Below are 26,975 nucleotides of genomic sequence, written 5' to 3'. Positions count from 1 at the left end.
TACATGAAGAGTTCGATCGTTGAAAGCCAGCAGTCCTGGTTTATGCGCAATCGCATGACGGCGCTGACGGTCGTAATTGTCGCAGCCTATGCGCTCTTCGTGCAGTGGTTCTGGGGCTGGCCCGTCATCATCAGCCAATGGGCCGATGTCGGGGCAGGTCCGGTGATCGCCGCGCTCGTGGCGCTGACGGGCACCTATTTCCTGCGCACCTGGCGCATCTACGACTATTTTCCGCAGGAGACCGCGGGCCGGTTCGCGACGCTCTTCCGCGTGACGCAGATCCACAATCTCCTGAACATCATGCTGCCTTTCCGGACCGGCGAAACCAGCTTTCCCCTGTTGATGCGCACCGAATTCGGCATTCCGCTGACGCGTGCAACCTCGGCGCTCCTCGTCATGCGGCTGCTCGACCTGCACGCTCTTCTGGCTGCTGCCGGCATCGGCTTTGCGCTCGCCGCGACCGATGCGCTCGTCGCTTGGTCGCTTTGGGCAGTCTTCCTGCTGCTGCCGGTCGCAGCCTTCGCCGCGCGCAAGCCGCTGTTGCGCATCGCTGCCAGGCTGCTGCCGGCAAAGGCGCAGAAATTCGTCGTCGAGATCGAAAACGGCTTGCCGCTGAATGCCGTCGCCTTTGCGCGCGCCTGGGCAATGACCATCGTCAACTGGCTGGTCAAGGTGCTCGTGCTCGCATGGGCGCTCGGCCTGATGGGTGTGTTTCCGATGGCGGCAAGCTTCGGCGGTGCCCTCGGCGGCGAGCTCTCCTCCGTCCTGCCGGTGCATGCGCCGGGCGGAGTCGGCACCTATCCGGCGGGCATCACCGCCGGCGCGATTGCGCTCGGAGCCTCGAGCGAGCGGGCGGCGCTCGCTGTGCTGGCGCAGGCGAGCGTCAACGCCCATCTGCTGATCATCGTCTCGGCGCTGACGGGAACGGCGATCTCACTGCCGCTCGGGCGCCGCGGCAAGCTCTGAAATCCTTTTGCGAAGAAAAGCCTGCTCCGGCTCCTGCCGGCAGAGCGACAGCGCCGTTTCATAGGCTGCGATCGCCTCTTCTTTGCGGCCGAGACGGCGCAGGAAATCGGCGCGGGCCGAATGGGCGAGATGATAGGCCTGCAGCTCCCGGCGTCTCAGAATGGCATCGATCAGTTCCAGACCTGTCGCCGGCCCTTCCGCCATCGCGATCGCCACGGCGCGGTTGAGTTCGACGACCGGCGAGGGCTGGGCCGCCAGAAGCAGGTCGTAATAGAAGGCGATGCGCCGCCAGTCGGTTTCCTCGGCGCTCGGCACCTTCGCATGTTCGGCGGCGATTGCCGCCTGCACCGTATAGGCGCCGACTTCTCCTGTCCGCATCGCCTCCGCAAGGAGCGTCAGGCCTTCCGTAATCTTCGCGCCGTCCCAGAGCGAGCGATCCTGATCGGCCAGCAGTACCAGCGATCCTTGCTCGCCTTGACGAGCGCTGCGGCGGGAATCCTGCAGCAGCATCAGAGCGAGAAGTCCGGAAACATCGGGATGCGGCAGCAGCGTCAGAAGCAGCCGCGCCAGCCGGATGGCCTCTCCGGTCAGGTCGGCGCGGACGATCTCGTCTCCCGAAGAGGCGGAATAGCCTTCATTGAAGACGAGATAGATGACGTGCAGCACCCGGTCGAGCCGCTCAGGCAGCGCCTCGCGGTCCGGCACCTCATAGGGGATGTTCGCGGTCCGGATCCTGCCCTTGGCGCGCACGATCCGCTGGGCGACCGTCGGCGCGGGAACGAGAAAGGCATGGGCGATTTCTTCGGTGGTCAAGCCGCAGATTTCCCGAAGCGCCATCGCCATCTGCGCATCCGCGGGAAGAGCGGGGTGGCAGCAGGTGAAGATCAGCCGCAGCATGTCGTCCTCGATCGGTTCCATCTCGCCGATCTCCGTTTCGTCGATCGTGTAGAGACTGTCCTCGATGTGCTGCTGCGAGGCATCGAAGCGCGCCCGCCGCCGTAGCGTATCGATTGCCTTGAAGCGGCCCGTCGAAACGAGCCAGGCGAAAGGGTTGCCGGGAATACCATCCGCTGGCCAGGTTCGGGTGGCCGCGGCAAAGGCGTCATGCAGCGCTTCCTCGGCACGGTCGAAATCGCCGAGCAGCCGGATCAGCGTTGCCAGCACCCGGCGCGATTGCGATCGGTAGATTTCCTCGATCACGCTTTCCAACGGGCGATCCTCACTCTGGCAGGGTGAGGAGCCTCACCGGACGCAATTCGATCGATCCGACGCGGACGCTTGGAATGCCCGCGACGACCTTGCGCGCCTCTTCGAGATCGGCTGCCTCGAGGATGTAGATGCCAGCCAGATGTTCCTTGGTCTCGACGTAAGGGCCGTCGGTCGAAGACAGAATGCCATGGCGCACTCTCAGGACCGAGGCGCTGTCGGGACCTTCCAATGCATCGGAATGGATCATGATGCCTTTGCGCTGAAGCTCCTCGTCATACTGGAAATGCGCCCTCACGAGCTCGTCGCCCTCGGCCTGACTGAGCGTGCCATCCATATCGGCGGGATTATAGATGAGGCAGACGAAGCGCATTGCTATCTCCCATCCTGGATGGAATAGGCCGGGCGGACCTCGATCGAGCTATATCTAAGGATTGGAAAACTGGACGCGATGGTCTTTGCCTCCTCGATATTCTCGGCCTCGATCAGCACGAAACCGCCGAGATGCTCTTTGATTTCGGCAAACGGGCCATCGGTCGCGGCGACTTCGCCGTTGCGCAGGCGGACCGTGATCGCCATCGATGGATCATGCAAGGCGAACGCCGCCTGCAAATGACCGCTGTCGCGCCAGCGGTTGTCGCTAACGATGCACTCCTGTGTGAGCGCATCCCATTCGCTCTGGGGAACCAGCTTGCTTTTTTCCGTGTCGAACCAGATCTGGCATAGGAATTTCATCGGTCTCTCCTCATTGAACTGCGAATTCGTGGACGGGCCGCACCTCGATCGCGCCTAGCCTGGCGAGAGGGATGCCGGCAGCAATGCGGATCGCATCGTTGAGATCCTTTGCCTCGATCAGGATGAAGCCGCCGAGCGCCTCCTTCGTCTCGGCGAAAGGACCGTCCGTCACCGACATTTCGCCGCCGCGCACCCGGACCGTCACCGCCGATTGCGGCGGCTGCAGCGCCTGGGCGACGATCATATTCCCGCTATTGGCGAGGTCCTTGTCATAGTTCAGCGAATTCGCATCGAGCTCGGCCTTCTCCTCTTTGGTCATGGCGTCGAGTATCGCGCCATCGAACCAGACCTGGCAGAGATATTTCATTGCAGGCAGCCTCCTTCGCCGTGTTCCATATCCCTGGACGAATGATCCCCAAGCATTTCGACAGCGGCGGGAAAAATATTTTGTGCCGGTCATGTGTCGAAAGCGCAAGACAGCACTCGACAAGGCTTCATCGAAACCTGTCGAGGAGAACGGCAATGACTATTCTTGAAATCGCACTCGCAAGCCAGATCTGGGCGCGCCGACATGAACAGCACCGGCTGGAGTTCACCGAAAGCGACGGGCTGAAGGTTCTCTTCCGCACCGCCTTCGGTTTCGTCGCCTTCACCCTGCTGATCGCAGGGCTGAACCTTGCTACCGACCGACCGCAGATGCTTGCGCAGCATCCGACACCTGTCGTGGCGGAACGATGAGGAAACGGCCTATTGGAAGGCCGTTTCGAAGAAGCTGCGCAGCTTGCGTGAATGCAGGGCTTCCGGCGGCATGGCGGCAAGCTTCTGCACGGCGCGGATGCCGATCTGCAGATGCTGGTTGACCTGCGTGCGGTAGAAGGCCGTCGCCATGCCCGGCAGCTTCAATTCGCCGTGCAGCGGCTTGTCGGAGACGCAGAGCAGCGTGCCGTAGGGAACGCGGAAACGGAAGCCGTTGGCAGCGATCGTGGCTGATTCCATGTCGAGCGCGATCGCACGCGCCTGGGAAAGCCGCTTCACCGGCCCGCGCTGGTCGCGCAGTTCCCAGTTTCGGTTGTCGATCGTGCCGACGGTGCCGGTGCGCATGATGCGTTTCAGCTCGAAACCTTCGTAGCCGGTGATTTCGGCGACGGCGGCCTCCAGCGCCACCTGCACTTCGGCAAGCGCCGGGATCGGCACCCAGACCGGCAGGTCGTCGTCGAGCACGTGGTCCTCGCGCATATAGGCGTGGGCGAGAACATAGTCGCCGAGCCGCTGGCTATTGCGAAGGCCGGCACAATGGCCGAGCATCAGCCAGGCATGCGGGCGCAGCACGGCGACATGGTCGGTGATCGTCTTGGCGTTGGAGGGGCCGACGCCGATATTGATCATCGTGATGCCGGCATGGCCCTTCTTCTTCAGATGGTAGGCCGGCATCTGCGGCAGGCGGGTGAGTGTGGCATCCGTTTCCGGCACGCTTGAGCCTGGCAGGGTGACGATGTTGCCCGGTTCGACGAAGGCTGTATAGCCGTCGCCGCCCTCCGCCATCAGCTTGCGCGCCCAGCTGCAGAATTCGTCGATATAGAACTGGTAGTTCGTGAACAACACGAAATTCTGGAAATGCTCGGCATGCGTCGCCGTATAATGCGACAGGCGGGCGAGCGAATAATCGATGCGCTGCGCGGTGAATGGCGCAAGCGGCGAAGGCTCTCCCGGCGGCGGGATATATTCGCCGTTGGCGATCTCGTCATCGGTGGTGTTGAGATCGGGCGTATCGAAGATGTCGCGCATCGGAACGTCGACGAATGCGGAGGCCGATGCTTCCACATGCGCGCCCTCGCCGAAGGCGAAGTGCAGGGGGATCGGCGTCGTCGATTCCGAGACGACGACCGGCACATTGTGGCTCTTCATCAGCAGCGCCAGCTGCTCCTTCAGGTAATGCTTGAAGAGCTTCGGCCGCGTGACCGTCGTCGTGTAGATGCCGGGCGCCGTGACATGGCCGTAGGAAAGACGCGAATCGATATGGCCGAAACTGGTCGTCTCGATGCTGACCTGCGGATAGAAGGCGCGGTAGCGCGAGGTGATCTCGGCACCCTGCGCAAGTTCGGTGAAACTCCGGATCAGGAACGCCGTATTGCGCTCATAAAGCGCCGTCAGGGTCTCGACCGCCTTGGCGGGATCATCGAAACTCTCAGGCTGGAAAGGAGGTGGAGAGGATACGTCGAGTGGCGATAAAGGGGAGATTCGTTTGCTCATGACGCATTATAGAGAGTTGTTCTTGACAAGCAAACGACGCGCCTCGGCGGAGGCAGGATTATTTTATCGGCTGGCGTGTCCGGGCCGGTTACTGCACCGATGGCGCGCAGAAGCTGCCTTTGGTCTCCAGGCAGGTATAGGTCGCCCCGAAATGCGATTGCGTGCCGCCGCCGCCATTGTGCACGACAGCCGCCGAAAATGTGATCGCGAAGATCGCTGCAAACAGTGTGACGATGCTAAGGCGTCTTGCCAGAATATAGAGGTTCATTGCCTTGCCCCCGATACGCAACTTTATCGTGACAAGAGTTTTGCCATGCCGCGGCTGAACGAGTGCTGAGATGCCGGTTCATCCGCCGTTCAGCTTACCGGGCGGGTTTGAGGTGCGCTGTGGAGAGGTAGGATAAGGATCAAGAGCTGCGAACATGCCGATATCTCGGCATGCTCCTGCTTTCCTGGCTGAGAGTTGAGCGGGCGATTTATGGCTTAAAGCCGCGTCCAGGTCTGCGTCTTGCAGAGGATCTTCAATACGCAGCCCTGCATCTTCAGCGAGTTGCCGGAAATCTTGCCCGAGCCGCTATAGGTCTTGTCGGCGGCCGGATCGGTGATCTCACCGGCATAGCTGCCGCCGGTTCCTGCAAGCGTGCCGATCTTGCGGCCGCTATACTTGCCTGTCTTCAGCGTCACGCAATAACCGCCCCCGCAGGGCGCGATCACGGCGGTTTCACCGGATGCCGTCTTCCAGTTGCCGACGATCGGCTCCTCGGCATGAGCCATGCCGGCAATCATGGCGATGGCGGCTGTCAGAACAAAGCTGCGGATCATCTTTTCCTCCCTGATGTCCTTAATCGGCTGCGAAAATAACTGACGCGAACGTAAGGTAAATACGCGTGGTGGTCATCTTTGCTGCCGGAAATTCAGGGACAGACATGCGTTTGAAGGGCGAACAAAGATATCGCCTGCTGATTTCATGATGAACGATCCCTTTATTTCCAATTCTGAATCTTTCGTAAAATCCAAGCGAAAATCCTTAAAGCCCAGGGAATCCGATGTTTAACAAAAATCCAATTTTACCAAGCGTTTGCACTTTGTTTGTCTCAAATTAATCATGCATTTTAGGCGTTTTTTGAAAGCCGTTTGGCATAGTGAACCCATCAAACGAGCGGGGCAAACCCGCCGGACCGGAAGGGCTCCAAGCCGCGATAGACGGCAAGGCCCGAAGGTAAAACAGGGTAAGTCGTAAACAGGCTAACAGGGATAAAACCGATGGCACGCTTTGAAATGCACAATGCTGAAACGGCCACCATGGGTGGCGACAACAACAGCGCCGATGTCTTCTGCGAAATGGGTCTGATGTATGCGACCGGCCGCGGCTGCGATGTCGATCTCGTTGCCGCCCATAAGTGGCTGAACATCGCCGCGATCAAGGGCAACGACCGCGCCGCCGAGCTTCGCGCCGATTTGGCCGCCACAATGAACAAGATGCAACTCGCAGCAGCGCTGCGTGCCGCCCGCGAATGGATGACGGTTCACTGAGACCGTCTCCGGACGGCATTCGACAGGAATAACAACCTCGAAAGAGGGGGCTGGCGGGTCGCTTTGGACGGGCCGCGCCGGGAGAAGAGAACCGCGGCCGGATCCTCCACCGGCCGCGGTTTCCGTTAAATTGTCAGCACGATGCCGTCCGAAAACTGCTGATACTTTTCGGCACGCCTTATCCGCCGATCTTTTTCAGCACCTGCGGCAGCGCTTCCTCGAAGAGCGCCATATCGGCCTCGGGCCCGACGCTGACGCGGATGCAGCGGTTGAGGGGCGCGACACCTGGCATGCGGATGAAAACGCCGTGCTCCATCAGGCCGTCGACGATGGCCCGGGCGTGGACCCCGTCGCGGCCGGTGTCGATCGCCACGAAATTCGTCGCCGACGGCAGCGGCTGGAGGCCGTTTGCCCTGGCGATGGCGCCGATCCGCTCCCGCGCCGCATGGATTTTTCCGACGACCTCGATGAGATAGGCTTGGTCCTTCAGCGCTGCGAGCGCGGCGGCCGTCGCCAGCCGGTTCATGCCGAAATGATTGCGGATCTTGTCGAAGGCCTGCGCCGTGCCGGGCGTCGAGATGACATAGCCGGTGCGTGAGCCGGCAAGGCCATAGGCCTTGGAGAAGGTGCGCGTGCGAATGACGTTCGGCAGTTCGATGAGCGAGGCGATCGATGCCAGTGAATCGGCCGGTCCGGTCTCGCTATAGGCCTCGTCGAGCACCATCAGCGTTGTCTCCGGCAGTGCCCGGGCGAAGGCGATAATGCTGTCTGCGTCCCACCAGCTTCCCATCGGATTGTCGGGATTGGCGAAATAGACGAGCGGCGCGTTTTCGCGCTTGACGGCATCGAGCAGCCCGTCGAGATCCTCACGGTCCTTGGCGTAGGGAACCGTCACCAGCCGGCCGCCGAAGCCTGCGACATGGAAATTGAAGGTCGGATAGGCGCCGAGCGAGGTGACGACGGGCGCACCCGGCTCGCTAACCAGCCGGACGATCTGACCGAGCAATTCGTCGATGCCGCCGCCAATGGCAATATTGGCGGCCGTCACGCCGAGATGGGCGCCAAGCGCTTCTCTCAGCGCGAAATTCTCCGGATCATTGTATTTCCAGATATTGCCGGCCTCCTCGCGCATCGCCGCCAACACCGAGGGGGCCGGGCCGAACCCGTTCTCATTGGCGCCGATGCGTGCGAGCACGGCACGTCCCCGCTGGCGCTCGATGGCCTCGGGACCGACGAAGGGAACTGTGGAGGGCAGGGCGCTGACAAGCGGCGTGAAGCGCGAAAAAGCGGACATGCGGAGGTGGGTTCCCGGGCAGATTGACGGTCGGCGCAACAATAGGCCCGGGTGCCGCCAAGGCAAGCAAGATTATTTCTGCAGCTCGAGGGTTGCCGGCGTTGAGGCGCGGAAGATCGGCGCGCGCTTGGCTTCGAGCGCCTCCATGTTGCCGATGAGGAAATCCGCACGGACGACTCGGCGCAGAACTTCGGGGTCCATGATGTTGATGAACCGCACGCCGATACGTTCCTTGTGCCGATAGACTTCGGCGCAGCCGATGCGATAGGCAAGGCCGAGGATGTTGAGATAATAGTGTTTCGGCAGGCCGACGGCGGTCGAGACGATCAGCGTCGCGCCGCCCTGCGAGATGTCGATGATCTCGGCGCTTCGCATGGAGACGCCGGTCAGGCACGGCCGGACGGCGACGATCCGGGCTGGGCGCTTGACGTGGAACTCTTCCCAGCGCAGGTCGTAAACGGCGGATTTGACCGTGGCCAGGTGTGTAGCGCGGAGCATAGTCATTCACATTCTCCGTCAGTCAGGACGCATGGGGTTCTTGATTTCAAGCGGGGCCTTGAATCCAAGCAAGTTGGTCTTGATCCGATCAAGCGTCATCTCGATCTCAGCCAAGGTCACACGAATGTTTTGCGCATTCGTCAAAGATAAAATGACAATTTTAACGAGTTCGAACTTTGTGCTTTAGCGGGACGCCCGATGTGCGTTATCGGGACGGGGCTTTCATCTCCGCTGCTCGTTTCAGCCGATGATCCTGACAACGAAATAACCGGCGGCCGAGGTCAGCGCCGTCAGAACCGTGCCCCAGGCCATATCCACCAGGCTGAGCGTCAGCGGCCAGTTGCGAAGCGTGGCAAGGTTGGTGATGTCGTAGGTACCGTAGGCCGCCAGTCCCAGAATGGCACCGTAGAGAAGGGCTGCTGTAACCGACCCTGCCGACAGCGCCGGCAGCACGGCCAGGATCGCCACCGCGGCGGCGAAGAACAGGTAGAACAGCGCTGCGACCGCCAGATTGGGCGAAGGCAGCATCAACTGTCCCAGCTGATCGCGATAGAAATTGCGAGCGACGAGGCCAAGCCATATCCCGTCGCAGACGAGGAGCGTGAACAAGACGCCGGCATAAGCAAGAAGCGTTGTCTTCATTATCGATCTCCCGAACATCTCCTTCTACGCAGCAATGAGCGGCCGGATCGCCGCCCGATCGATTTCGGCGCGATTTTTCGAACCCTTTCAACGGCCGGGCGTTCTGCCCTGATCGATGACGCGGGGCGCGCGCTTCGAACGACGACAGTGAGGAATCAAAAAATGACCGACGTCAGAGTCCCTCGGGAATCATGGGTGGTCGTCTGCAACGGAGCCAAGGCTCTGATCATGCAGAACGCCGGCGATAACAAGCAGATCAACCTGAAGGTGCTGGAAACCCTGAAGCAGCCGAGCGAGCCGGATCGCGAGATCGGCACCGACAAGCCCGGCCGCAGCCACGCCGCCCACGGTCTCGGCGGTAGCGCCGTCGAGGAAACCCATTGGCAGGATCAAGCCGAAGCGCAGTTTCTTAAGCACGTGGCGGAGAGGCTGGACGAACTGGTGCATGAAAAGGATGCCCACCGCATCATCCTCATTGCGCCGCCCAAGGCGCTCGGTGTGCTGCGGCCCGCGCTCAAGGCCGATACGCAGGCGGCGATTTCGGCGGAACTGGCGAAGGACTATACCAACATGCCGGTCGACGAGATCGAGCGGCATCTTGCCGCCTGAGGCGGTCGTTAAGGTGATTCAGGAACGCGGGCTGAACGGCCCGCGTTTTTCATGTTCCCATGTCACGCCGACGGCGTCTTTCCGGCAAACAGGTCTTCGTGATCGGCAAACAGCGTCGCCAGGCGGTCGATGACGGTTCTGACCTCCGGCCGTTGCCGCTCGTCGTCGTGCGCGACGATCCACATCTCATAGGTCAGGTCGTCGATGACAGGTCCGGCGCGCACCAGCTTGCGCTCCTGATCGCCGATGAAGCAGGGAAGGACGCCGCGGCCGGCGCCTCCGCGGATGAGGTAAAAGAGCATATGCGGCGTGTTCGTCCAGCTGGTGATCCAATAATCCGGCTGTTCGAAAGTCCACTTGTCCGCCGGCGTAATGGCGATATCGGTGCCGAGCGAGATCCAGTTGCAGTTGGCCTCGTCATAAGCGGCCGCCTGATAAACCGCATGCGCCACCCTGACCGAACGGCGGATCGCGACGTTGCCACTCTCCGGCCGGCCGTGGCGGATGGCGATATGCGCTTCGCGATAGGTGAAATCCGCGCCCGCGTCACAGGTCTTGTAACACATGCGGAAATTGTCCTTCGGCGTCCAGACGCTGGCCAGATGGTCGGCGATGAAGCGCGAGGTCCAGCTGTCCACGACCGTCGATACGATCGGTAGCGTCAATACCTCGCCGCGCCAGTCGGAGATGGCGCGTGCCGCATCCTGCATCAGCCGGACGCGATCGAGCAGCTCCTGTCCGTCCTTCGCCAGCAGATAGCCGGTAGGGCCGCGGGTGAACAGCGAGCGGCCCGTCACCCGTTCGAGCGCCAGCATGCGCCGGCCGATCGTCGGTGCGCTGAGACCGGTGCGCGCCGCGGCGGCCGAAAGCCCGCCGCTGGTCGCAACATGGAAGAAGAGTTGGAGATCGTCCCAGCTTGCGTCTTTCATGGATGAAAACCCCCTTTCCCCAGCGCCTCTACATCGCAAGGGTGCGAAGCCTTAGCTCAAGTGCTCCAGCAAATAGATGGAGGACGAAGCAATGCTTCTCAACTGGGTTGTTCTTTCCAATGAATTGCAGATCCATAATCGCCGGGTGCGGCGCGATCCCTTCGCCGATCCGCTTGAGGCGCCGGAATGGCGGGAATTTCTCTGGCTCGTCCCCCTTCTCGCGCGCCTGGCCGCAAGGCCGTACGCCGAAACGAAGGCGCCGTGCCGCGATGAACCGCGGATCGAAAAGAGCTTCAGGTTTCGAAGCTCAGCCGCAATACGTGGTGCAGGAATTCCGGATTGAGCAGCATGTTGAAGCTGACCGTCACGAATTCGCCTTCGCGCTTGACCACGGTCGCGCCGATCTCGTCGTGGATGCCGAGGATTTCGAGGAAGAAATGGCTCGGCATCTCCAGGTTTGGGCTCACTTCGAGCAGCGCGCCGGCGAGTGTGATCGTGCGGATCAGGCAGCGGACCTGCGTTCCGGTGCTGAGGTGATGGCCGACGAAGATGATGTTGCCGGGCCTGTCGAGATTGAATTCCCGGTAAGCGCGTTCCGGCTTGGGATGTTCTGTGTCGAGGTGCATCTGAAAGGCCCTTTTAGCCTCCGCTTGTCGTCTGATAAAATTAGCAGGAGAATACTGACGGCTGGTGAATAATATCACTAAGATTGCAGACTTTTCAGCAGATTGCGGAAAAAACGCACCGATTTTGGCCAGATTTGCCCCAAATTTGCTCATTCCATGCGCGCGCATGCGTCATTCTTGACATGCTGGCGGCCTTCGCGCATAGAAAGGCCGGTTGGAGGCGCCGGCCGCTCGCGGATGAAAATCCATGGTGAAGCCCTCGCGATCATGGTCACGGCCCTTGTGCATGCTGACTGGCGGCAATGCGAGCACCCATCCACAGTCGAAGAGCATGCCTCCAAAGGCTCACTCCATGACGACCACCTATCCTGACATTGAAGAACTGAAAACCCAGGCCAAGCGCCTGCGCCAGGCGATGAACGATCGCGGCACCGCGCTGACTCATACTGCGGCTCTGGAACTGATTGCCCGCCAGCACGGCGCGCGTGACTGGAATACGCTGGCAGCGCTTGCCGCAAAGCCCAATGCCAGTCCGAAGACGCAGCTCTTCGTCGGTGCGCATATTCGCGGGCGCTATCTCAATCAGCCCTTCACCGGTGAGATTTTGGCGCTTTCGGCCTTACCGGGCGGCGATCTCCACAAGATCACTATCCATTTCGACGAGCCCGTGGATGTCGTCACCTTCGAGAGCTTTTCTGCCTTCCGTCAGCGTGTGTCCGCGCAGATCGATGCCGATGGCGTCTCGCCGAGGAAAACCTCGAACGGACTGCCGCACCTGGTGCTTGATCTCTAGACTGCTCGTGTCTCTTTGATGCTTTCCGCCGCTGCGGGCAAAAAAGCCGCCGGTGAACGACTTCGAAGTCGCGCGTCGATCTTCGAGAGCAGTTCACCGGCGGCTTTGGCGCCTATTCTTTGACGGCCGCCACTGCTAATGTCGCGGCTTCGGCTCGTGCGGGCCGGTATCAGGAATCGAGCTGTCAATGGTAAGCCTCCATCCTGGTTTGAATGGAGGCAATGAACCATCAGCGGCGGCTCTGCGCTGTCAGATTATTTAGCGATTCGACGCGGCCTTCACGCCTTCAGCAGCCATTCGTGCTCGGCGGCATTGTGGAACTTCCAGATCCGCTTCGGCCCGGCCATGACATTGAGATAATAAAGGTCGTAGCCGTGCGTTGCCGCGCAAGGATGATAGCCCTTCGGCACCAGCGTCACGTCGCCGTCTTCGATCGCCATGGCTTCATCGAGCGAGCGATCGTCGGTATAGACGCGCTGGAAACCGAAGCCCTGCGGCGGGTTGAGGCGATGGTAATAGGTCTCTTCCAGGAAGCTCTCGTTCGGCAGGTCGTCCCGGTCGTGCTTGTGCGGCGGATAGGAGGAGGTGTGACCGCCGGGCGTGATCACCTCGACGACGAGCAGCGAGTGCGCCGAGCTGTCGTCCTCAGGCATGATATTGTTGACGTAGCGGACATTCGTGCCCTTGCCGCGCGTCACCTGCGGATGCGTGCCGGGCGGAATCGCCTTGGCCTCATAGGTGCCGCCGCCGGGCGCCGAGCAGACTGCCAGCTCCAGATCGGTCTCGGCCGTCACCGACCACGTCGATTCCAGCGGGATATAGAGCGCGTGCGGAGCGCCGTCGAAGGGGCTCATGCGGCCGCCGAGCGTGCCGAAATCCTTGGTGCCGGCGGATGCCTTGCCCTTGCCCGTGACCCAGACGAGGCAGACTTCCCGATCGCCGGTCTCCCCCGAAACCGTTTCGCCCGGCTTCAGCCGATGCAGATCGAAGCCGACATAGGTCCAGCCGGCATTCTCAGGGGTGACATGCGTGACGCGGCCATGCGTGCCGGACGGTTTCACTTTGAGGTTTGCCATTGGTGTTTCTCCTCGTACGTTACAAAATCCCCGCCCCAACCCCCTCCCCACAAGGGGGAGGGGCTTAATCCGTGGCGCTGTCTCGCTCATGTTGCGACGTTCCTTGTGCAAGGTGGCGTTGTCTGGAGCAGGCGGTGCCTCAAGTTAAGTCCCTCCCCCTTGTGGGGAGGGGTTGGGGAGGGGTTTTATTTTCGTTATCCCTTCGGGAAACCTTCGGTTTCCACCGTATAACCCGCTGCCGTCATCACGCGCATCAGTTCGGCATGGCCGATCTCGGCCATTTTCTGCGGCGGCGCCTTGCGCGGATCCTGTTCGGCTTCGACGACGAACCAGCCCTCATAGCCGTGGTCGGCGAAGCGCTGGACGATGGCGCCGAAATCGAGCGAGCCGTCGCCCGGCACCGTGAAGGCGCCAAGCGCCACCGCATCCAGGAAGGACTGGCGGCTGCGGTCGAGACCGTCGACTACGGACTTGCGGATGTCCTTGACGTGAACGTGGTTGATGCGGGCGTGGTGATTGTCGATGGCGCGCAAGACGTCGCCGCCGGCAAAGGCCAGGTGCCCGGCATCGAGCAGCAGCGGAATGCCTTCGCCCGAATTACGCATGAAAGCATCGAGTTCCGGCTCAGTTTCGACGACGGCCGCCATGTGGTGATGATAGGAGAGCGGCATGCCCTGTTCGGCGCACCATTCGCCGAATTCCGTGACGCGGCGTGCATAGGCCTTCATCTCGTCGTCGGAAAGGCGCGGCTTGGTGGCAAGCGGCTTGGAGCGGTCGCCCTGGATGGAGCGGCCGACTTCGCCGTAGACGATGCAGGGCGCGTTGACCGCCTTGAACAGCTCGATCATCGGTGCGATGCGGTCCTTGTTGGCCGCAAGCTCTTCATTGACGAGCGTGCCGGAGAACCAGCCACCGCACAGCGTCACGTCGGCGGCGCGCAGAATGGGCAGCATTTCTTCCGGGTTGCTGGGGAAGCGGCGGCCTTGCTCCATGCCGGTGAAGCCGGCGCCGCGCGATTGCCGCAGGCATTCCTCCAGGGACACGTCGTCGCTGAGTTCGGGAAGATCGTCGTTCCACCAGGCGATGGGCGACATGCCGAGTTTGGCCTTCATCAACATTCTCCTTAAAAGTAGTGCGGAAGAGCGGGACCGCTCTTCCGAAAAAATGACAACAGTCGAATCAGCCGATACGCTGGGCGGCGCGCGCTTCGACGTAACCCTTGCGCGCTTCGTTGACCTCACCGCGCGGGCTGACCTCCGGCACCGCGACATCCCACCAGTGGCCGCCGGCTTCCGTTGTGATCAGCGGATCGGTGTCGATGAGGAAGACCGAGGTGCGGTCGTTCTTCTTCGAATCGGTGATCGCCTGCTCCAGCTCGGCGATCGAGCTGACCTTGACGGCGATGGCCCCCATGCTTTCTGCATGCGCACGGAAATCGATTTCCGGCATCACCTCGTGATAGGAGTCCTTGAGCAGATTGTTGAAGTTGGCACCGCCGGTTCCCATCTGCAATCGGTTGATGCAGCCATAGCCGCGATTGTCGAGCACGACGATGTTGAGCTTGAGGCCGAGCATGACCGAGGTGGCGATCTCCGAATTCATCATCATGTAGGAACCGTCGCCGACCATGACGACGACCTCGCGTTCGGGATGCGCCATCTTGGCGCCGAGCCCGCCGGCGATCTCGTAGCCCATGCAGGAAAAACCATATTCCATGTGATAGCTGCCCGGCGCCGTCGCCGGCCAGAGCTTGTGCAATTCGCCGGGAAGGCCGCCGGCGGCGCAAAGCACCGTCGTATTCTCGCCACCGATGGTGCGCGCCACCGCGCCGATCACCTGGGCATCGGAGGGCAGTGCGGCATTGGTCGTCGCCGTAGCCTTGGCGGCGGCTTCCATCCAGACCTTCTTCTCGGCCGCGGCCTTCTCGGCCAGTGCTGCCGGTGCCTTCCAGCCGGAAAGGCCTGCCGTAAGCGCCTTCAGCCCTTCGCGGGCATCGGCCACAACAGGATGGCTGTCATGCTTCACCGCGTCATAAGCGGCGATGTTGAGGCCGATCATCTTGAGGCTGTCGTTCTTGAACAGCGCCCAGGAGCCGGTGGTGAAATCCTGGCAGCGCGTGCCGACGGCGATGACGAGATCCGTCTCTTCAGCGATCGCGTTCGCTGCCGACGTGCCGGTGACGCCAACCGAGCCGAGCGCCAGCGGATGGGTCTCGTCGATCGACGACTTGCCGGCCTGGGTTACGACGACGGGAATGGCGTGGGCCTCCGCAAAAGCGGTCAGTTCCTTCGTCGCCTGCGAATACAGCACGCCGCCGCCGGCAACGATCACCGGTTTCTGCGACGCCTTAATCAGCGCGATGGCATTGGCGAGTTCATCCGCATCCGGCTGCGGCCGGCGGGTCGCCCAGACTTTTTCCTCGAACAGGCTTTCCGGATAGTCATAGGCCTCAGCCTGGACGTCCTGGCAGAGCGACAAGGTCACCGGGCCGCAATCGAGCGGATCGGTCAGCACCTGCATGGCGCGCTTCAGCGCCGAAATGATTTGCTCAGGCCGGGTGATGCGGTCGAAATAGCGCGAAACCGGGCGGAAGGCGTCATTGGCCGAAACCGTGCCATCGCCGAAATCCTCGATCTGCTGCAGCACCGGATCGGGCGCACGGTTGGCGAAGACGTCGCCCGGCAGGAAGAGAACAGGGATGCGGTTGACATGCGCGACGCCGGCGGCCGTCACCATGTTCAGCGCGCCGGGACCGATCGAGGTGGTGCAGGCCATGAAACGCGTGCGAAAATTCGCCTTGGCATAAGCGATCGCGGCATGCGCCATGCCCTGTTCGTTGTGGGCGCGATAGGTCGTCAGTTCGCCACGTACCTGATAAAGCGCCTCGCCGATGCCGGCGACGTTGCCGTGGCCGAAGATCGCCCAGACGCCGCCGAAGATCGGCACCTTCCTGCCGTTAATGATCGTCATCTGCTTCTTGAGGAAATGCGCGACGGCCTGCGCCATCGTCAACCGTATCGTCTTGCCCATCGGGGCCTCCCGAACCTTTAGCTCTCTGTCTGTTTTCCCCTCCCCAACCCCTCCCCACAAGGGGGAGGGGCTAACCCGTTCGGCTCTTTCCATTCACACCGCGAGGTTTCATCCGCAGGACGCTTGCTAACGGGGTGAGGTAATGCCTCAAGTTAAGTCCCTCCCCCTTGTGGGGAGGGGTTGGGGAGGGGTCTTGTTCTTAATGCTGCCCGCGCGTCTTCAGCCACGCCTCTGTCAGCTGCCGGAAGCGGCCGGCCATGTCGGCGATCGCTTCCTCATCGTTCATGCTGCCCGAAAGCCAGGCGCGCGCTGCATCGGCAAAGATCGTCCGGCCAACGGCAAATCCCTTCACGGAAGGGGCGGCCAGCGTCGCTTCGAAGCAGGAGATAAGCTCGTCGGCGGGCGCCTCGAGCCCGAGCAGGACGATGCCACGGCACAGGGGATCATTTTTGGCGATCACCGCATCGATCTTCTTCCAGGCTTCGCTCGATGCCTGCGGCTCCAGCTTCCACCAGTCCGGCTTGATGCCGAGCGCATAGAGCTCTTCCAGCGCGGTCGCGATCGTATCGTCGGTAAGCGGCCCGTTCTTGCCGGCGATGATCTCCACCAGCAGCTCTCGCCCGACCTTGCGGGCCGCCTCGAACAGCGTGCGCAGTTTCTCCTGCTGCTCGCTCTTCAATTCGGCCGGATCATCGGGATGATAGAAGCACAGGCACTTGATGCAATGGCCGAGTGGCCATTCCACCAGTTGGGAGCCGATATCCTGGCTGAATTCGAAGCGCAGCGGCTTCGAGCCCGGCAGTTCCACCGGCCGGCCGATCCAAGAGAAGTTTTTCGTCGCCGCATCGAAGAAAGCGTCGCGGCCGAAACGTTCGTCGATCAGCATGCCGTAACCGTCGCGGCCGTCCGAAACCCGCGCTGCCGCCGAGACCGCCAGCCGCTTGAAGGCGACGATCTTGTCATGGCCGACGCCGAGCTCGTCGGCGACGCTGACGAGCTGCGAGCGATGGTCGATCGCCAGCGCCATCAGCAGCGGAATTTCGCCGCGCCGGGTCGATGCCCAGTGGATATGGTTGATCGCCTCGTCCTTGCGCAGCGCCCGATGCTGGCTGCCGGTCTTCATGAAGAAATCGAGTTCCGCCCAGGTCGGATATTCCGGCGAGCAGAGCAGACGGGAAACGGCGAAGGCGCCGCAGGCATTGGCCCAGGTGGCGCAGGTCTTCAGCGGCTCGTCCCGCAGGAAGCCGCGCAGGAAACCGGACATGAAGGCATCGCCGGCGCCGAGCACGTTGAAGACTTCGATCGGGAAACCCTCGCCGACGATGCCGGCCTCGAGGTCGTCGGCGATCGGGCCGTCATAGACGATGCAGCCCATGGCGCCGCGCTTGAGCACGATCGTCGCCGGCGACAGGCGGCGAATCTCCTTCAGCGCGCCGAGCACGTCGTCGGCGCCTGATGCGATCAGGATTTCCTCTTCGGTGCCGACGATGAGATCGCAATCCGGCAGCGTCTCCTTCATCTTCGAGGAGACCCGGTCGGATTTCACGTAGCGCTCGAAACCTTCCGCATGGCCGGCAAGGCCCCAGAGGTTCGGCCGGTAATCGATGTCGAAGATCACCTTGCGGCCGTTCGCCTTGGCGATCCGGATCGCCTTGCGTTGCGCGGCCTCGGTGTTCGGCCGGGAGAAATGCGTGCCGGACACCAGGACGGCGCGCGACGACTTAATGAAATTCTCGTCGATATCGCCTTCGTCGAGCGCCATGTCGGCGCAGTCGGAGCGATAGAAGATCATCGGCGACACACCCTCGGCTTCGACGGCCAGCAGTACCAGCGCCGTCAGACGCTCCTTGTCGGTGATGATGCCATCCGTCGCCACCCCTTCGCGCGCCGACTGCTCGCGGATGAAGCGCCCCATCTGCTCGTCGCCGACGCGGGTGATGAGACCGGATTTGAGGCCGAGCCGCGCCGTGCCGATGGCGATATTGGCCGGGCAGCCGCCGACGGATTTGGCGAAGGAGCCGATATCCTCCAGCCGCGAACCGATCTGCTGACCGTAAAGATCGACCGAGGAGCGGCCGATGGTGATTACATCTAGCGCCGGCTCCGGCCGTGAACCCGGATTCGATTGTACCATGATGTCCTCCCGCTAGATTTTTGCGCGGCTTCCAGTGCCTGCGAATTTGTGAATAATGAAACATCGGTTCCGATATTTTGTCAATTCGGAATGTTTATTCCATTTTCGCTTTCCCAGCATTTGAGTGCTGGCGCTTGCGCCGCCGCTCGGCGATGGCGACCGGCAGCGCCATGGTGAGCGCCATCGAGGCCGAAAGCGAACGAAAGCCGGCGAAATCGGCCTCGGCCACCTCGAACCAGTGTGTGGCGCAGGCGGCAAGCGGCGAGAAGGCCGAATCGGTGATGGCGATGACGGGGACGCCGCGGTCGGCAAGCTCCTGGCTCTGGTTGAGGCTGTCGGCCGCATAAGGCGAGAAGCTTGCGGCGATCGCCGCATCCTTCGGTGTCGCGAACTGAACCATCTCCGGGTCGACGCCATTCGGCGAGGCGACGATCTGGTGGCGGATGTTGAGCTTGGAAAAAGCGTAGGTCATATGCGCCGTCAGCGGATAGGAGCGCCGTTTGGCGATCAGATAGATCGTCTCGGCGGCGGCAAGAATATCCACCGCTTTGGTGAATGTGTCGCTCTGCACCGTCGCCGCCAGCCGGTTGACCGACTGGCTGGCCGCGGCGATGAAGCCAGACAGTAGATTGGCGTCCTCGTCGTCGCCGCTCGCCCGCTCCAGCGTGACCAGCCGCTCTTCATAGCTCAGCGTCCGGTCGCGCAATCTTTCGCGGAAGATGCTCTGCAGGTCGGAAAAGCCTTCGTAACCGAGATGGTGCGCCAGGCGCACCAGCGTCGAAGGCTGGACCTCGGAGGCGGCCGCGATGCTCGCCGTCGTGCCGAAGGCGATCTCGTCGGGATTGCCGAGCGCAAAGGCGGCGACCTGCGCCAGCCGCTTCGGCATGCTCGCCTTGCGCTCGATGATGGTGCTGCGCAGACTTTCGAAATCGCGCGGCACACGCGCCTGCCTCTGGGGGTCGTTATCCATGCTTGCGGCTCACGAGATGAAACAAATATTCCATATTGCGGAGCATAGACGATTTCAAACTGCGCGCCTAATTGTTTTTAATTGCCTGTAATTCAACGGATTTAAACAGCTCTCGTAAAAAATGGTGCCGATGCCCGTGAATGGGTCTCTTGTCAAAATGATCCAAATATTCCAAAAATCGCGCCGCAGCTCTGGAGGAGACGGAAAAATGAAGCCACTCGGCATCGGTTTGATCGGCACAGGCTATATGGGCAAGTGCCATGCGCTGGCGTGGAATGCGGTGAAGACGGTGTTCGGCGATGTCGAACGTCCGCGCCTCGTACATCTGGCGGAAGCCAATGCCGGACTTGCTGAGGCGCGCGCCGGTGAATTCGGCTTCGAGAAGGCGACGGCCGACTGGCGGGTGCTGATCGCCGATCCCGAGGTCGACGTCGTCTCCGTCACCACGCCCAATCAGTTTCACGCGGAAATGGCCATCGCCGCTCTTGAAGCCGGCAAGCATGTCTGGTGCGAAAAGCCGATGGCGCCGGCCTATGCCGATGCCGAGCGCATGCTGGAAACGGCGAAGAGATCCGGCAAGGTCGCCGTGCTCGGCTACAATTACATCCAGAATCCCGTCATGCGGCACATCAAGGCGCTCATCGGTGAGGGCGCCATCGGCACGGTCACGCACATCCGCGTCGAGATGGACGAGGATTTCATGGCCGATCCCGATGCACCTTTTTATTGGAAGAGCGAGCTTTCCTCCGGCTATGGCGCGCTCGATGATTTCGCCGTGCACCCCTTGTCGCTGCTCTGGTATCTTTTCGGCCACGTCGAGGCCGTCATAACGGATATGGTGAAGCCCTATTCCGACAGACCGCTGAGCGAGGGCGGCCGCCGCGCCGTCGAAAATCATGATGGCGTCAGCGTGCTGATGCGGATCGGTGGCGGGATCTCCGCCGTACTGATGGCGAATCGAGCCGCCTGGGGCCGCAAGGGCCGCATCGCCCTGCAGATTTTCGGCTCGAAGGGCTCGATCGCCTACGACCAGGAGCGCATGAACGAATTCGAACTCTATCAGGCCGAAGGGCGCGGCTCCGAACAGGGCTTCCGCAAGATACTGGCGGCGCCCGCTCATCGGCCTTATGATCGCTTCATCCCGGCGCCTGGCCACGGTCTCGGTTTCAACGATCTGAAGATCATCGAATGCCGCGAGCTGATCCGGGCAATTTCAGGTGAGCCGTCGTCGATCGTGACATTTAAAGACGGTCTCAGGATAGAGAAGTCGGTGCATGCCATGGCACAGTCTTTCCATGAGCGTCGCTGGATCGAGATCGGCTGAATGTAAGAGGCCGCTTTCCGTTGACGGCGCATAGGGCAGGGGATAGGCCTTGGCATGAGTGTCGGGCCTAGTTTCAGGAGTGAGATCGTGACGGATAGACTGGTGATCATCGGCGCTGGACAGGCCGGTTTCGCATTGGCGGCCAAGCTGCGTGCGTTGAAGGATACGCGCCCGATCACGCTCATCGGCGCCGAGGACGTGGCTCCCTATCAGCGCCCGCCGCTTTCGAAGAAATACCTGCTCGGCGAAATGAGTTTCGACCGCCTGCTCTTCCGCCCGGAGCACTGGTATCCGGACAATGACGTGGATCTTCGCCTTTCGACCTGGGCCGAACAGATCAATCGGGACACCAAGCAGGTCCTGCTGCAGGACGGTTCCGTTCTCGATTACGACACGCTGGTGCTCGCCACCGGCTCGACGCCGCGCCGGCTGCCCGCCGCCATCGGTGGCGACCTCGAAGGCGTCTATGTCGCCCGCGACAAGCGCGATGCCGATCTGCTCGCCGACGAGATGCGTCCCGGTCGCCGTGTCCTCATCATCGGCGGCGGTTATATCGGTCTCGAGGCTGCCGCCGTCGCCCGTCACCGCGGCCTGGAGGTCACCGTCATCGAAATGGCTGACCGTATCCTGCAGCGCGTTGCGGCGAAAGAGACCGCCGACATCATGCGCGGGATCCATCAGGGTCATGACGTGGTAATTCGCGAGAAGACCGGGCTCAAGCACTTGGTCGGCAAGGACGGCCGTGTCGTTGGCGCGGCCCTTTCCGACGGATCGACCATCGATGTCGATTTCGTCGTCGTCGGCATCGGCGTCGTGCCCAACGACCAGCTCGCCAAGGAAGCCGGTCTCGATGTCGCCAATGGCATTGTCGTCGATGAATTTGCCCGCACCTCCGACCCGTTGATCTTTGCGGCCGGCGATTGCGCTGCGTTGCCCTGGCAGGACGGCCGTATCAGGCTCGAATCCGTGCAGAACGCGGTCGACCAGGCCGAAGCCGCGGCAGCCGTCATTGCCGGCGGCAGCGAACCTTACGAGCCGAAGCCTTGGTTCTGGTCCGACCAATATGACGTCAAGCTGCAGATCGCCGGCTTCAATCTCGGTTATGATGAGACGCTGCAGCGTCCCGGCGTCCGCGAAGGCGCCCATTCGATCTGGTATTTCAAAGAGGGCTCGTTGATCGCCGTCGATGCGATCAACGACGCGAAGGCCTATGTGACGGGCAAGAAGCTGCTGGAATCCGGCGTCAACCCCGACAAATCGATTCTCGCCGATCCCTCTGCCGATCTGAAGAGCCTATTGAGCTGAGGCCCGGCAGGTTCGAGGCAAGACGCGCGCCATCTCTTCCTTGCCTACATGTATAAGGGAGAAAAAGCGCTTGCTTCACCTGCCGAATGGCTCTATCAGGCTCCCACCGGAGAGGTGGCCGAGTGGTCGAAGGCGCTCCCCTGCTAAGGGAGTATACGTCAAAAGCGTATCGTGGGTTCGAATCCCATCTTCTCCGCCATCCAATTTCCCAGCATAATTAGGTCCCTGGTTTCTGGCAGCGAACGGCGTTCGCATAGCCGGCTATATCTACTGCCGGCCGGCGGGAAATCTTTCCTGTTCCGAACGAGAGAATCGCCTGCGGGAATCACCTGCTGCGACTCATGCCCAGCAGGATGACGGAAGCGGCTTCGGTGACCGTTCGGTTACGCTTCTGGCGGCCGTCATCTTTCTTCCAAGGATCGAATCCCGTCAGAAAAGTGTTGTGAATGTGTCCCCGAGAGCGTGTCCAATCCTTTGGGGATCCCGGCTAAGCCGCCGCAAAATCAGGATTTTCTTAACAAAGGATAAAGGAAATCGGGGCCGGTTGCCCGACTTGTGTCCTTTCAGCAACAGGATTGCGGGAAGGCTCTTTCAAACCCCCTATTCGAGTAAGTTGGTGATTGCGTGACGGCCCCCGTCTTGTATTTTCACCCTCGGAAGCAAGGGCGGCTGACCGTCCACTTCTTGAAACGCGGGGATGGGGCAGGGAACGCTGCTCAGCGAAAGATCCCAAACCCGATTGAAACTTTGAATTGGAGGTCATTTATGAACATCAAGAGCCTTCTTCTCGGCTCCGCTGCTGCTCTCGCAGTAGTATCCGGCGCTCAGGCTGCTGACGCTATCGTCGCTGCTGAGCCGGAACCGGTTGAATATGTTCGCGTCTGCGACGCTTACGGCACCGGCTACTTCTACATCCCGGGCACCGAAACCTGCCTCAAGATCAACGGTTACATCCGTTTCCAGGTTAACGTTGGCGAAGACGTCGGCGGCGACTCTGACTGGGATGCAGTTACCCGCGGTCAGGTTCAGTTCACGGCCAAGAGCGACACCGAATATGGTCCGCTGACCGGCGTCATCGTCATGCAGTTCAATGCTGACAATGCCTCCGACCAGGAAGCTCACCTCGACTCCGCTTACCTCGACGTCGCTGGCTTCCGCGCCGGTCTGTTCTACAGCTGGTGGGACGATGGCCTTTCGGGCGAAACCGATGATATCGGTTCTGTCGAAACGCTGCACAACTCCATCCGTTATCAGTACGAAACCGGCGACTTCTACGCTGGCATCAGCGTCGACGAACTGGAAGACGGCGTCTACAAGCTCGGCGAAGAAGCCAATAACGTTGGTGTTGCCGTTGGTCTCGGTGGCAAGGCTGGCGCATTCAGCTACCAGCTCACGGCCGGCTACGACGTCGACAACGAAGACGGCGCTATCCGTGCAATGGGTACGGTTGACATCGGCCCCGGCACGCTCGGCCTCGCCGGCGTATACTCCACCGGCCCGAACTCCTACTACTCTACAGCTGAATGGGCTGTTGCTGCCGAATACGCCATCAAGGCAACTGACAAGCTGAAGATCACCCCGGCTGTTCAGTACTACGGCAACTACTTCGGCGGCGCCAAGGTTGTTCCGGATGACTTCGACGGTCTTGGCGATGCCTGGAAGGTCGGTCTGACGGTTGACTATCAGATCGTCGACAACTTCTACGCCAAGGTTTCGGTTCAGTACCTCGATCCGGATGATGCTGACGACTCCACCTCGGGCTACTTCCGCCTGCAGCGTGCATTCTAATCTGATCTGACTTCGGTCAATCAGGAAAGCCCGGCTCTCGAGCCGGGCTTTTTGTATTTTGGGGATGGCGTAATCTCGCGGTCGGCCGGCTTGGATAAGATTACCGGCAATCGGCGAGAAAGGCTTGAACGGCTGCGGGGATGGCGCCGAGATGGAGAAAGGGCGCGTGTCCTTGCTCTTCTGCGATATGCAGAATTAAGCCCGAATGGCGCCGCGCCATTTCATCCGCGATCTCTTTTGAGAGCAGCGGCGAGTTTGCGCCGCGGATCAGCAGGAGGGGCAGCCGACTCAGCCTGTCGAACTGCGCCCAGAGATCGGGCAGCGGCTGGTTGAAGTCGACGGATTTGAGCGCCTCCGCAATCGCGGGATCAAAATCGGCGACCGGCCGTCCGCTACTGTCGCGATAAAGGGCAAGCGCCATTTCGTGCCAATCCTGCTCTTTGAGCGCGGCAAACGAGGCGCCATGAATTTCCTTCAGTATAGCGGCTGCCTCCTTCCAGTCCGCCGGCTTCCTGTTGCCGTTGAGGTAATCGCGGATTTGCATCAAGCCCTGAACTTCGATCGCAGGACCGATATCGTTGAGAATGACGGCTTCGAGAAGATCGGGCCTCGCCGCCGCGATTAGATGCAGGATCAGCCCGCCCCGGGACGTGCCGATGAAGATTGCCCGCTCGACGCCGAGCTCGACACAGGCGGCGATGACGTCACCGGCCTCTGCGGCGAGGTTGTAGTTGGCCTTGTTCTCATCCCAAGCGGAGTTTCCCCGCCCGCGCGAATCGAGTGCGATTACCCTGCGCGGCGCGGTCCTGTCCCGGGACAGAAGCAGCGCGAGCGGATGGAAATCCCGCGTGTTGCGCGTAAGGCCCGGCAGACAGACCACCGGCAGCCGTCCGGCCGTTGCCGCCGCATCGGGCCGGTAATCACGGGCATAGAGCCTGAGCCCGTCGGAGGAAATGTAAAATCGTTCCTGGAAATCGCTCGTATTCGTATCCGGCATCGTATCCTCGGGACCTGTTGACCTCGAAGATGTAGCTTGCTTTTCCAGCCACGCCAAATGGTGTCAGGAGGCGCTGCGTCCGCCGATGAGGTCGCGCTCGATATCGGTTGGTTGACCGAGGCGGGCCTTATAGACCTCGTAATTTTCCATCACCCGCTGCACGTAATTGCGTGTTTCGGGGAAGGGGATACGCTCGATCCAATCGACGATCTCGTCGATCGATCTGCCGCGCGGATCGCCGTAGCGGCCGATCCATTCCGGCACCCGCTTCGGCCCCGCATTGTAGGCGATGAAGGTGAGGATATAGGAACCGCCGAAGGCTTCGATCTGTTCGCCGAGATAATGCGCACCGAGTGTCGCGTTGTAGCCGGCATCGGCCGTCAGCTTATCTTTGGAATAGGCGATGTTATGGCGCTTGGCCACCGCCTGAGCCGTTCCCGGCAGCAGCTGCAGCAGGCCCCGCGCATTCGCCGCCGAGACCGCGGCGGGGTTGAAGGCGCTTTCCTGCCGGGCGATGGCATAGGCGAGCGCCTTGCCGGACCCGGATATATTGGCGTTCGCCGGGATCACCCCAACCGGGAAGGCGAGGGCCGCAACATCGATGCCGCGCCCATAGGCGACTTTGCCGATCTGCAGCGAGAGATGATGATTGCCGGATTGTTCAGCCTGTGCGGCAAGGATTGCCAGTTCCCCGGGGCTCTGCAACTGATCGGCGAGCGCGAGATAGAGCATGTCAGCCCGCCATCCGTGGCCTGCCGTCTCCAGCCGGGCGATCGCCTGCACGGCTTCACGGGCCTGGAAGTTCTGCCGGTCAGCCGTGCTCGGCGAGGGATAGGCAACGTTCAGCGTCTTTCGGCCCAATCTTTCAGCCGCGAGCTGGCCGTAGAAAGTGCCGGGAAAATTCGCAGCCTTCGCATAGAATTCGCTGGATTTGCCGGGTCCCCCGGCCTCCGCCGCCCGCCCGAGCCAATACCAGGCGCGCGAAACCGAGATCGGTCCATTGGAAGTCTGAAGGATTTTGCGGAAATGCGTTTCCGCGGCCGTGGGGTCCCGCAGGCCGCGAAGCGCATACCAGCCGGCATGGAACTCGGCCTCGACAATATCCGCCGGGCTCGTTGCCGCATAGTTTGCAACGATGCGATAGGCCGGCTTGAACTGTCCCTTGTCGACGAGACCGCGGCTGACGATGCGTTGCTCGTTCCACCATTCGCCGGAATTGACGAGTTCGGCGCGCTCCCGCGGCATCTGTTCCAGAAGTGCTGCCGCCTCGGCATATTTGTCCTGCTTGCGCAGATATTCGATCCGGGCAAACAGCAGCCCGGCATCGCTCCGCCATCTCGCATCGACGGCGTTGAGCAGCGCGCCGGCATTGGCGGCTTTGCCGTCGACAGCGGCCCAGGCCTTGTAGAGCGATTGCGCCTGGCCCATGTCTCCGAAGCGTTTGGCCTGCGCCACCCGGCCCCGATACATCAGATACTCCATCCGCGCCTTGTGGTCGGCCGGCGTCAGCAGGGCGGAAAACTCGAGGAGGATCTTATCCTCGGTCGCCTTGTCGAGCGCCTCTGCGCGCCAGACCTTGCGGATATATTTGGCAGCCTGCGCCTGTTTGCCTGAGGCAACCAGCGCCCTGCCGAGGATGACGGCGCCCTGTACCGTCTCAGGTGCAGTGTCACCGAAAGCGGCGAGCACGGCTGAAGGAGCGGGATTTTCATCATAGAGCGCGCGCTCGGAATAGGCGCGCAGCCGCGAAAGACCCGGCCAGCCCTTGAGTTCCTGCGAGGCGTTGGCGATTTCGTAGGAGGGAACGCCCTTCAATCCGGAAACGGCGATCGCCCAGGTTAGGATATGGCGGTCGAGCGCGCCGCCGCGCATGCCGTTGCGGATCGAAAGCGCCAGCTGCGGATCCTTATTCGAAAGCGCGTCGAGGCCGGTCCTCAGGTCGCTGTTGACGGGAGCGATCGCCGGATTGCGCGGAATGGCGCCTGTGGTGATCGATTCCGGCACGGATGTCTCGGGAATAAAGCCGAGCGGCTTGACGGCGGGCATGGGAACGCCTTCGCCGGGAAGGGGCGACGCAATGCTACCCCACGCAGCGGCGATAAGGCCAAAGGCGGAGAGGATCAAGACAGCTTTCTTCATCCGGGATCTCGCAACGAAAACACGCACTGCCATTTGGCTAGAGGCATCTTAACGAAACCTTACCGTACCAGGTAAAATTCATTCACATCTGCTATCGGATTTTGCCCTAAACCCAACTCTGTGTGCTTGTC

The 26,975-nt window shown here is 61.4% G+C and carries 28 protein-coding genes and 1 tRNA gene; 10 read left to right on the top strand and 19 right to left on the bottom strand.

Going from position 1 to position 26,975, the window contains the following annotated elements:
* Positions 1-3: 3 nt before the first annotated feature.
* Positions 4-966: a lysylphosphatidylglycerol synthase domain-containing protein gene (locus tag ATY77_RS15945; RefSeq protein ID WP_088688064.1), complete on the top strand. Its 963-nt coding sequence runs from the start codon at positions 4-6 to the stop codon at positions 964-966.
* Here the strand turns inward: ATY77_RS15945 and ATY77_RS15940 are convergent.
* From ATY77_RS15940 to ATY77_RS15925, 4 genes are read right to left on the bottom strand one after another with little or no spacing between them, the layout of a single operon-like run.
* Complete coding sequence (locus tag ATY77_RS15940) at positions 934-2,175, bottom strand: RNA polymerase sigma factor (RefSeq protein WP_088688063.1); 1,242 nt, start codon at positions 2,173-2,175, stop codon at positions 934-936. The genes ATY77_RS15945 and ATY77_RS15940 overlap by 33 nt on opposite strands.
* A gap of 10 nt (positions 2,176-2,185) precedes the next feature.
* On the bottom strand, positions 2,186-2,545 hold the full coding sequence (locus ATY77_RS15935) for a YciI family protein (RefSeq protein ID WP_088688062.1): 360 nt from the start codon (positions 2,543-2,545) through the stop codon (positions 2,186-2,188).
* 2 nt (positions 2,546-2,547) lie between these two features.
* The gene (locus tag ATY77_RS15930; RefSeq protein ID WP_088688061.1) at positions 2,548-2,907 is read right to left on the bottom strand and encodes a YciI family protein; all 360 of its coding nucleotides are present in this window, start codon (positions 2,905-2,907) and stop codon (positions 2,548-2,550) included.
* A 10-nt stretch (positions 2,908-2,917) separates the two neighbouring features.
* Positions 2,918-3,274, bottom strand: coding sequence for a YciI family protein (locus ATY77_RS15925; protein WP_088688060.1), 357 nt, complete (start codon positions 3,272-3,274; stop codon positions 2,918-2,920).
* 155 nt (positions 3,275-3,429) lie between these two features.
* Between ATY77_RS15925 and ATY77_RS15920 the strand changes: the two genes are divergently transcribed.
* On the top strand, positions 3,430-3,645 hold the full coding sequence (locus ATY77_RS15920) for a hypothetical protein (protein WP_088688059.1): 216 nt from the start codon (positions 3,430-3,432) through the stop codon (positions 3,643-3,645).
* Positions 3,646-3,654: 9 nt separating this feature from the next.
* On the opposite strand, the gene ATY77_RS15915 is transcribed toward ATY77_RS15920, so the two are convergent.
* The 3 genes from ATY77_RS15915 to ATY77_RS15905 all read right to left on the bottom strand — a co-directional run bounded on the left by ATY77_RS15915 (position 3,655) and on the right by ATY77_RS15905 (position 5,979).
* Positions 3,655-5,157, bottom strand: coding sequence for an AMP nucleosidase (locus tag ATY77_RS15915; protein ID WP_088688058.1), 1,503 nt, complete (start codon positions 5,155-5,157; stop codon positions 3,655-3,657).
* A gap of 88 nt (positions 5,158-5,245) precedes the next feature.
* Positions 5,246-5,425, bottom strand: a complete 180-nt coding sequence (locus tag ATY77_RS15910) for a hypothetical protein (RefSeq protein ID WP_088674541.1) — start codon at positions 5,423-5,425, stop codon at positions 5,246-5,248.
* 215 nt (positions 5,426-5,640) lie between these two features.
* The gene (locus tag ATY77_RS15905; RefSeq protein WP_088688057.1) at positions 5,641-5,979 is read right to left on the bottom strand and encodes a DUF2147 domain-containing protein; all 339 of its coding nucleotides are present in this window, start codon (positions 5,977-5,979) and stop codon (positions 5,641-5,643) included.
* Between the two features lie 441 nt (positions 5,980-6,420).
* Between ATY77_RS15905 and ATY77_RS15900 the strand changes: the two genes are divergently transcribed.
* Entirely contained in the window at positions 6,421-6,690 is a 270-nt protein-coding gene (locus ATY77_RS15900) for a sel1 repeat family protein (protein ID WP_088674545.1), read from the top strand.
* A gap of 178 nt (positions 6,691-6,868) precedes the next feature.
* On the opposite strand, the gene ATY77_RS15895 is transcribed toward ATY77_RS15900, so the two are convergent.
* From ATY77_RS15895 to ATY77_RS15885, 3 genes are all read right to left on the bottom strand, one after another.
* Entirely contained in the window at positions 6,869-7,984 is a 1,116-nt protein-coding gene (locus tag ATY77_RS15895; protein ID WP_088688056.1) for a pyridoxal phosphate-dependent aminotransferase, read from the bottom strand.
* A gap of 72 nt (positions 7,985-8,056) precedes the next feature.
* Positions 8,057-8,488, bottom strand: a complete 432-nt coding sequence (locus ATY77_RS15890; RefSeq protein WP_088674547.1) for a pilus assembly protein PilZ — start codon at positions 8,486-8,488, stop codon at positions 8,057-8,059.
* A 234-nt stretch (positions 8,489-8,722) separates the two neighbouring features.
* Positions 8,723-9,124: a DUF2177 family protein gene (locus tag ATY77_RS15885; RefSeq protein WP_088688055.1), complete on the bottom strand. Its 402-nt coding sequence runs from the start codon at positions 9,122-9,124 to the stop codon at positions 8,723-8,725.
* A 162-nt stretch (positions 9,125-9,286) separates the two neighbouring features.
* Here ATY77_RS15885 and ATY77_RS15880 point away from each other — a divergent pair, with 162 nt between their 5' ends.
* Entirely contained in the window at positions 9,287-9,733 is a 447-nt protein-coding gene (locus ATY77_RS15880; protein WP_088688054.1) for a host attachment family protein, read from the top strand.
* Between the two features lie 62 nt (positions 9,734-9,795).
* On the opposite strand, the gene ATY77_RS15875 is transcribed toward ATY77_RS15880, so the two are convergent.
* The gene (locus tag ATY77_RS15875; RefSeq protein WP_088688053.1) at positions 9,796-10,662 is read right to left on the bottom strand and encodes a LysR family transcriptional regulator; all 867 of its coding nucleotides are present in this window, start codon (positions 10,660-10,662) and stop codon (positions 9,796-9,798) included.
* A gap of 91 nt (positions 10,663-10,753) precedes the next feature.
* On the opposite strand from ATY77_RS15875, the gene ATY77_RS33185 reads away from it, so the two are divergent.
* Complete coding sequence (locus tag ATY77_RS33185; protein WP_088688052.1) at positions 10,754-11,005, top strand: hypothetical protein; 252 nt, start codon at positions 10,754-10,756, stop codon at positions 11,003-11,005.
* Here ATY77_RS33185 and ATY77_RS15865 read toward each other — a convergent pair.
* Positions 10,956-11,288 (bottom strand): hypothetical protein, encoded by a 333-nt coding sequence (locus tag ATY77_RS15865; protein ID WP_088674552.1) that lies wholly within the window; start codon positions 11,286-11,288, stop codon positions 10,956-10,958. The genes ATY77_RS33185 and ATY77_RS15865 overlap by 50 nt on opposite strands.
* Positions 11,289-11,640: 352 nt before the next feature.
* On the opposite strand from ATY77_RS15865, the gene ATY77_RS15860 reads away from it, so the two are divergent.
* On the top strand, positions 11,641-12,081 hold the full coding sequence (locus ATY77_RS15860; protein ID WP_088688051.1) for a glyoxalase superfamily protein: 441 nt from the start codon (positions 11,641-11,643) through the stop codon (positions 12,079-12,081).
* A 278-nt stretch (positions 12,082-12,359) separates the two neighbouring features.
* Here the strand turns inward: ATY77_RS15860 and iolB are convergent, their stop codons facing one another.
* From iolB to ATY77_RS15835, 5 genes are all read right to left on the bottom strand, one after another.
* Positions 12,360-13,157, bottom strand: coding sequence for a 5-deoxy-glucuronate isomerase (gene iolB / locus ATY77_RS15855; protein WP_088688050.1), 798 nt, complete (start codon positions 13,155-13,157; stop codon positions 12,360-12,362).
* A gap of 194 nt (positions 13,158-13,351) precedes the next feature.
* On the bottom strand, positions 13,352-14,269 hold the full coding sequence (gene iolE, locus ATY77_RS15850) for a myo-inosose-2 dehydratase (RefSeq protein ID WP_008522567.1): 918 nt from the start codon (positions 14,267-14,269) through the stop codon (positions 13,352-13,354).
* A 67-nt stretch (positions 14,270-14,336) separates the two neighbouring features.
* A complete protein-coding gene (gene iolD / locus ATY77_RS15845) occupies positions 14,337-16,187 on the bottom strand; it encodes a 3D-(3,5/4)-trihydroxycyclohexane-1,2-dione acylhydrolase (decyclizing) (protein WP_088688049.1) in 1,851 nt (616 codons plus the stop codon).
* 199 nt (positions 16,188-16,386) lie between these two features.
* On the bottom strand, positions 16,387-18,321 hold the full coding sequence (iolC, locus tag ATY77_RS15840) for a 5-dehydro-2-deoxygluconokinase (RefSeq protein WP_088688048.1): 1,935 nt from the start codon (positions 18,319-18,321) through the stop codon (positions 16,387-16,389).
* Positions 18,322-18,415: 94 nt separating this feature from the next.
* Positions 18,416-19,291 carry a MurR/RpiR family transcriptional regulator gene (locus ATY77_RS15835; protein ID WP_088688047.1) on the bottom strand — a complete coding sequence of 292 codons (876 nt, stop codon included), beginning with the start codon at positions 19,289-19,291 and terminating at the stop codon, positions 18,416-18,418.
* A gap of 208 nt (positions 19,292-19,499) precedes the next feature.
* On the opposite strand from ATY77_RS15835, the gene ATY77_RS15830 reads away from it, so the two are divergent.
* The 4 genes from ATY77_RS15830 to ATY77_RS15815 all read left to right on the top strand — a co-directional run bounded on the left by ATY77_RS15830 (position 19,500) and on the right by ATY77_RS15815 (position 23,708).
* Positions 19,500-20,615: a Gfo/Idh/MocA family oxidoreductase gene (locus ATY77_RS15830; protein ID WP_088688046.1), complete on the top strand. Its 1,116-nt coding sequence runs from the start codon at positions 19,500-19,502 to the stop codon at positions 20,613-20,615.
* An 87-nt stretch (positions 20,616-20,702) separates the two neighbouring features.
* On the top strand, positions 20,703-21,920 hold the full coding sequence (locus ATY77_RS15825; protein WP_088688045.1) for an FAD-dependent oxidoreductase: 1,218 nt from the start codon (positions 20,703-20,705) through the stop codon (positions 21,918-21,920).
* Positions 21,921-22,028: 108 nt separating this feature from the next.
* A tRNA-Ser gene (locus ATY77_RS15820) sits at positions 22,029-22,119 on the top strand.
* A 566-nt stretch (positions 22,120-22,685) separates the two neighbouring features.
* A complete protein-coding gene (locus tag ATY77_RS15815; RefSeq protein WP_088688044.1) occupies positions 22,686-23,708 on the top strand; it encodes a porin in 1,023 nt (340 codons plus the stop codon).
* Positions 23,709-23,808: 100 nt separating this feature from the next.
* On the opposite strand, the gene ATY77_RS15810 is transcribed toward ATY77_RS15815, so the two are convergent.
* Together ATY77_RS15810 and ATY77_RS15805 are read right to left on the bottom strand one after the other, a co-directional pair.
* Positions 23,809-24,705, bottom strand: coding sequence for an alpha/beta hydrolase (locus tag ATY77_RS15810; protein WP_088688043.1), 897 nt, complete (start codon positions 24,703-24,705; stop codon positions 23,809-23,811).
* Positions 24,706-24,768: 63 nt separating this feature from the next.
* Positions 24,769-26,844 (bottom strand): lytic transglycosylase domain-containing protein, encoded by a 2,076-nt coding sequence (locus ATY77_RS15805; protein ID WP_088688042.1) that lies wholly within the window; start codon positions 26,842-26,844, stop codon positions 24,769-24,771.
* Positions 26,845-26,975 lie beyond the last annotated feature (131 nt).

The sequence above is a fragment of the Rhizobium sp. R634 genome (genome assembly GCF_002211305.1).
Classification (GTDB): Bacteria; Pseudomonadota; Alphaproteobacteria; order Rhizobiales; family Rhizobiaceae; genus Rhizobium.
Note: the sequence above shows the minus strand (reverse complement) of the source record. Positions and strands in the feature narration are given on the sequence as shown.

Bases quoted from the DNA above. Each gene is read 5' to 3' on its own strand.
- ATY77_RS15890 (WP_088674547.1), bottom strand. From the start codon at position 8,488: ATGACTATGCTCCGCGCTACACACCTGGCCACGGTCAAATCCGCCGTT.
- ATY77_RS15915 (WP_088688058.1), bottom strand. From the start codon at position 5,157: ATGAGCAAACGAATCTCCCCTTTATCGCCACTCGACGTATCCTCTCCA.
- iolD (WP_088688049.1), bottom strand. From the start codon at position 16,187: ATGGGCAAGACGATACGGTTGACGATGGCGCAGGCCGTCGCGCATTTC.
- ATY77_RS15930 (WP_088688061.1), bottom strand. From the start codon at position 2,907: ATGAAATTCCTATGCCAGATCTGGTTCGACACGGAAAAAAGCAAGCTG.
- ATY77_RS15865 (WP_088674552.1), bottom strand. From the start codon at position 11,288: ATGCACCTCGACACAGAACATCCCAAGCCGGAACGCGCTTACCGGGAA.
- ATY77_RS15830 (WP_088688046.1), top strand. From the start codon at position 19,500: ATGAAGCCACTCGGCATCGGTTTGATCGGCACAGGCTATATGGGCAAG.
- ATY77_RS15895 (WP_088688056.1), bottom strand. From the start codon at position 7,984: ATGTCCGCTTTTTCGCGCTTCACGCCGCTTGTCAGCGCCCTGCCCTCC.
- ATY77_RS15815 (WP_088688044.1), top strand. From the start codon at position 22,686: ATGAACATCAAGAGCCTTCTTCTCGGCTCCGCTGCTGCTCTCGCAGTA.
- ATY77_RS15945 (WP_088688064.1), top strand. From the start codon at position 4: ATGAAGAGTTCGATCGTTGAAAGCCAGCAGTCCTGGTTTATGCGCAAT.
- ATY77_RS15900 (WP_088674545.1), top strand. From the start codon at position 6,421: ATGGCACGCTTTGAAATGCACAATGCTGAAACGGCCACCATGGGTGGC.
- ATY77_RS15885 (WP_088688055.1), bottom strand. From the start codon at position 9,124: ATGAAGACAACGCTTCTTGCTTATGCCGGCGTCTTGTTCACGCTCCTC.
- ATY77_RS15860 (WP_088688051.1), top strand. From the start codon at position 11,641: ATGACGACCACCTATCCTGACATTGAAGAACTGAAAACCCAGGCCAAG.
- ATY77_RS15925 (WP_088688060.1), bottom strand. From the start codon at position 3,274: ATGAAATATCTCTGCCAGGTCTGGTTCGATGGCGCGATACTCGACGCC.
- ATY77_RS15875 (WP_088688053.1), bottom strand. From the start codon at position 10,662: ATGAAAGACGCAAGCTGGGACGATCTCCAACTCTTCTTCCATGTTGCG.
- iolE (WP_008522567.1), bottom strand. From the start codon at position 14,269: ATGAAGGCCAAACTCGGCATGTCGCCCATCGCCTGGTGGAACGACGAT.
- ATY77_RS15835 (WP_088688047.1), bottom strand. From the start codon at position 19,291: ATGGATAACGACCCCCAGAGGCAGGCGCGTGTGCCGCGCGATTTCGAA.
- ATY77_RS15935 (WP_088688062.1), bottom strand. From the start codon at position 2,545: ATGCGCTTCGTCTGCCTCATCTATAATCCCGCCGATATGGATGGCACG.
- ATY77_RS15880 (WP_088688054.1), top strand. From the start codon at position 9,287: ATGACCGACGTCAGAGTCCCTCGGGAATCATGGGTGGTCGTCTGCAAC.
- iolB (WP_088688050.1), bottom strand. From the start codon at position 13,157: ATGGCAAACCTCAAAGTGAAACCGTCCGGCACGCATGGCCGCGTCACG.
- ATY77_RS15905 (WP_088688057.1), bottom strand. From the start codon at position 5,979: ATGATCCGCAGCTTTGTTCTGACAGCCGCCATCGCCATGATTGCCGGC.
- ATY77_RS15805 (WP_088688042.1), bottom strand. From the start codon at position 26,844: ATGAAGAAAGCTGTCTTGATCCTCTCCGCCTTTGGCCTTATCGCCGCT.
- ATY77_RS15920 (WP_088688059.1), top strand. From the start codon at position 3,430: ATGACTATTCTTGAAATCGCACTCGCAAGCCAGATCTGGGCGCGCCGA.
- ATY77_RS15910 (WP_088674541.1), bottom strand. From the start codon at position 5,425: ATGAACCTCTATATTCTGGCAAGACGCCTTAGCATCGTCACACTGTTT.
- ATY77_RS15810 (WP_088688043.1), bottom strand. From the start codon at position 24,705: ATGCCGGATACGAATACGAGCGATTTCCAGGAACGATTTTACATTTCC.
- ATY77_RS33185 (WP_088688052.1), top strand. From the start codon at position 10,754: ATGCTTCTCAACTGGGTTGTTCTTTCCAATGAATTGCAGATCCATAAT.
- iolC (WP_088688048.1), bottom strand. From the start codon at position 18,321: ATGGTACAATCGAATCCGGGTTCACGGCCGGAGCCGGCGCTAGATGTA.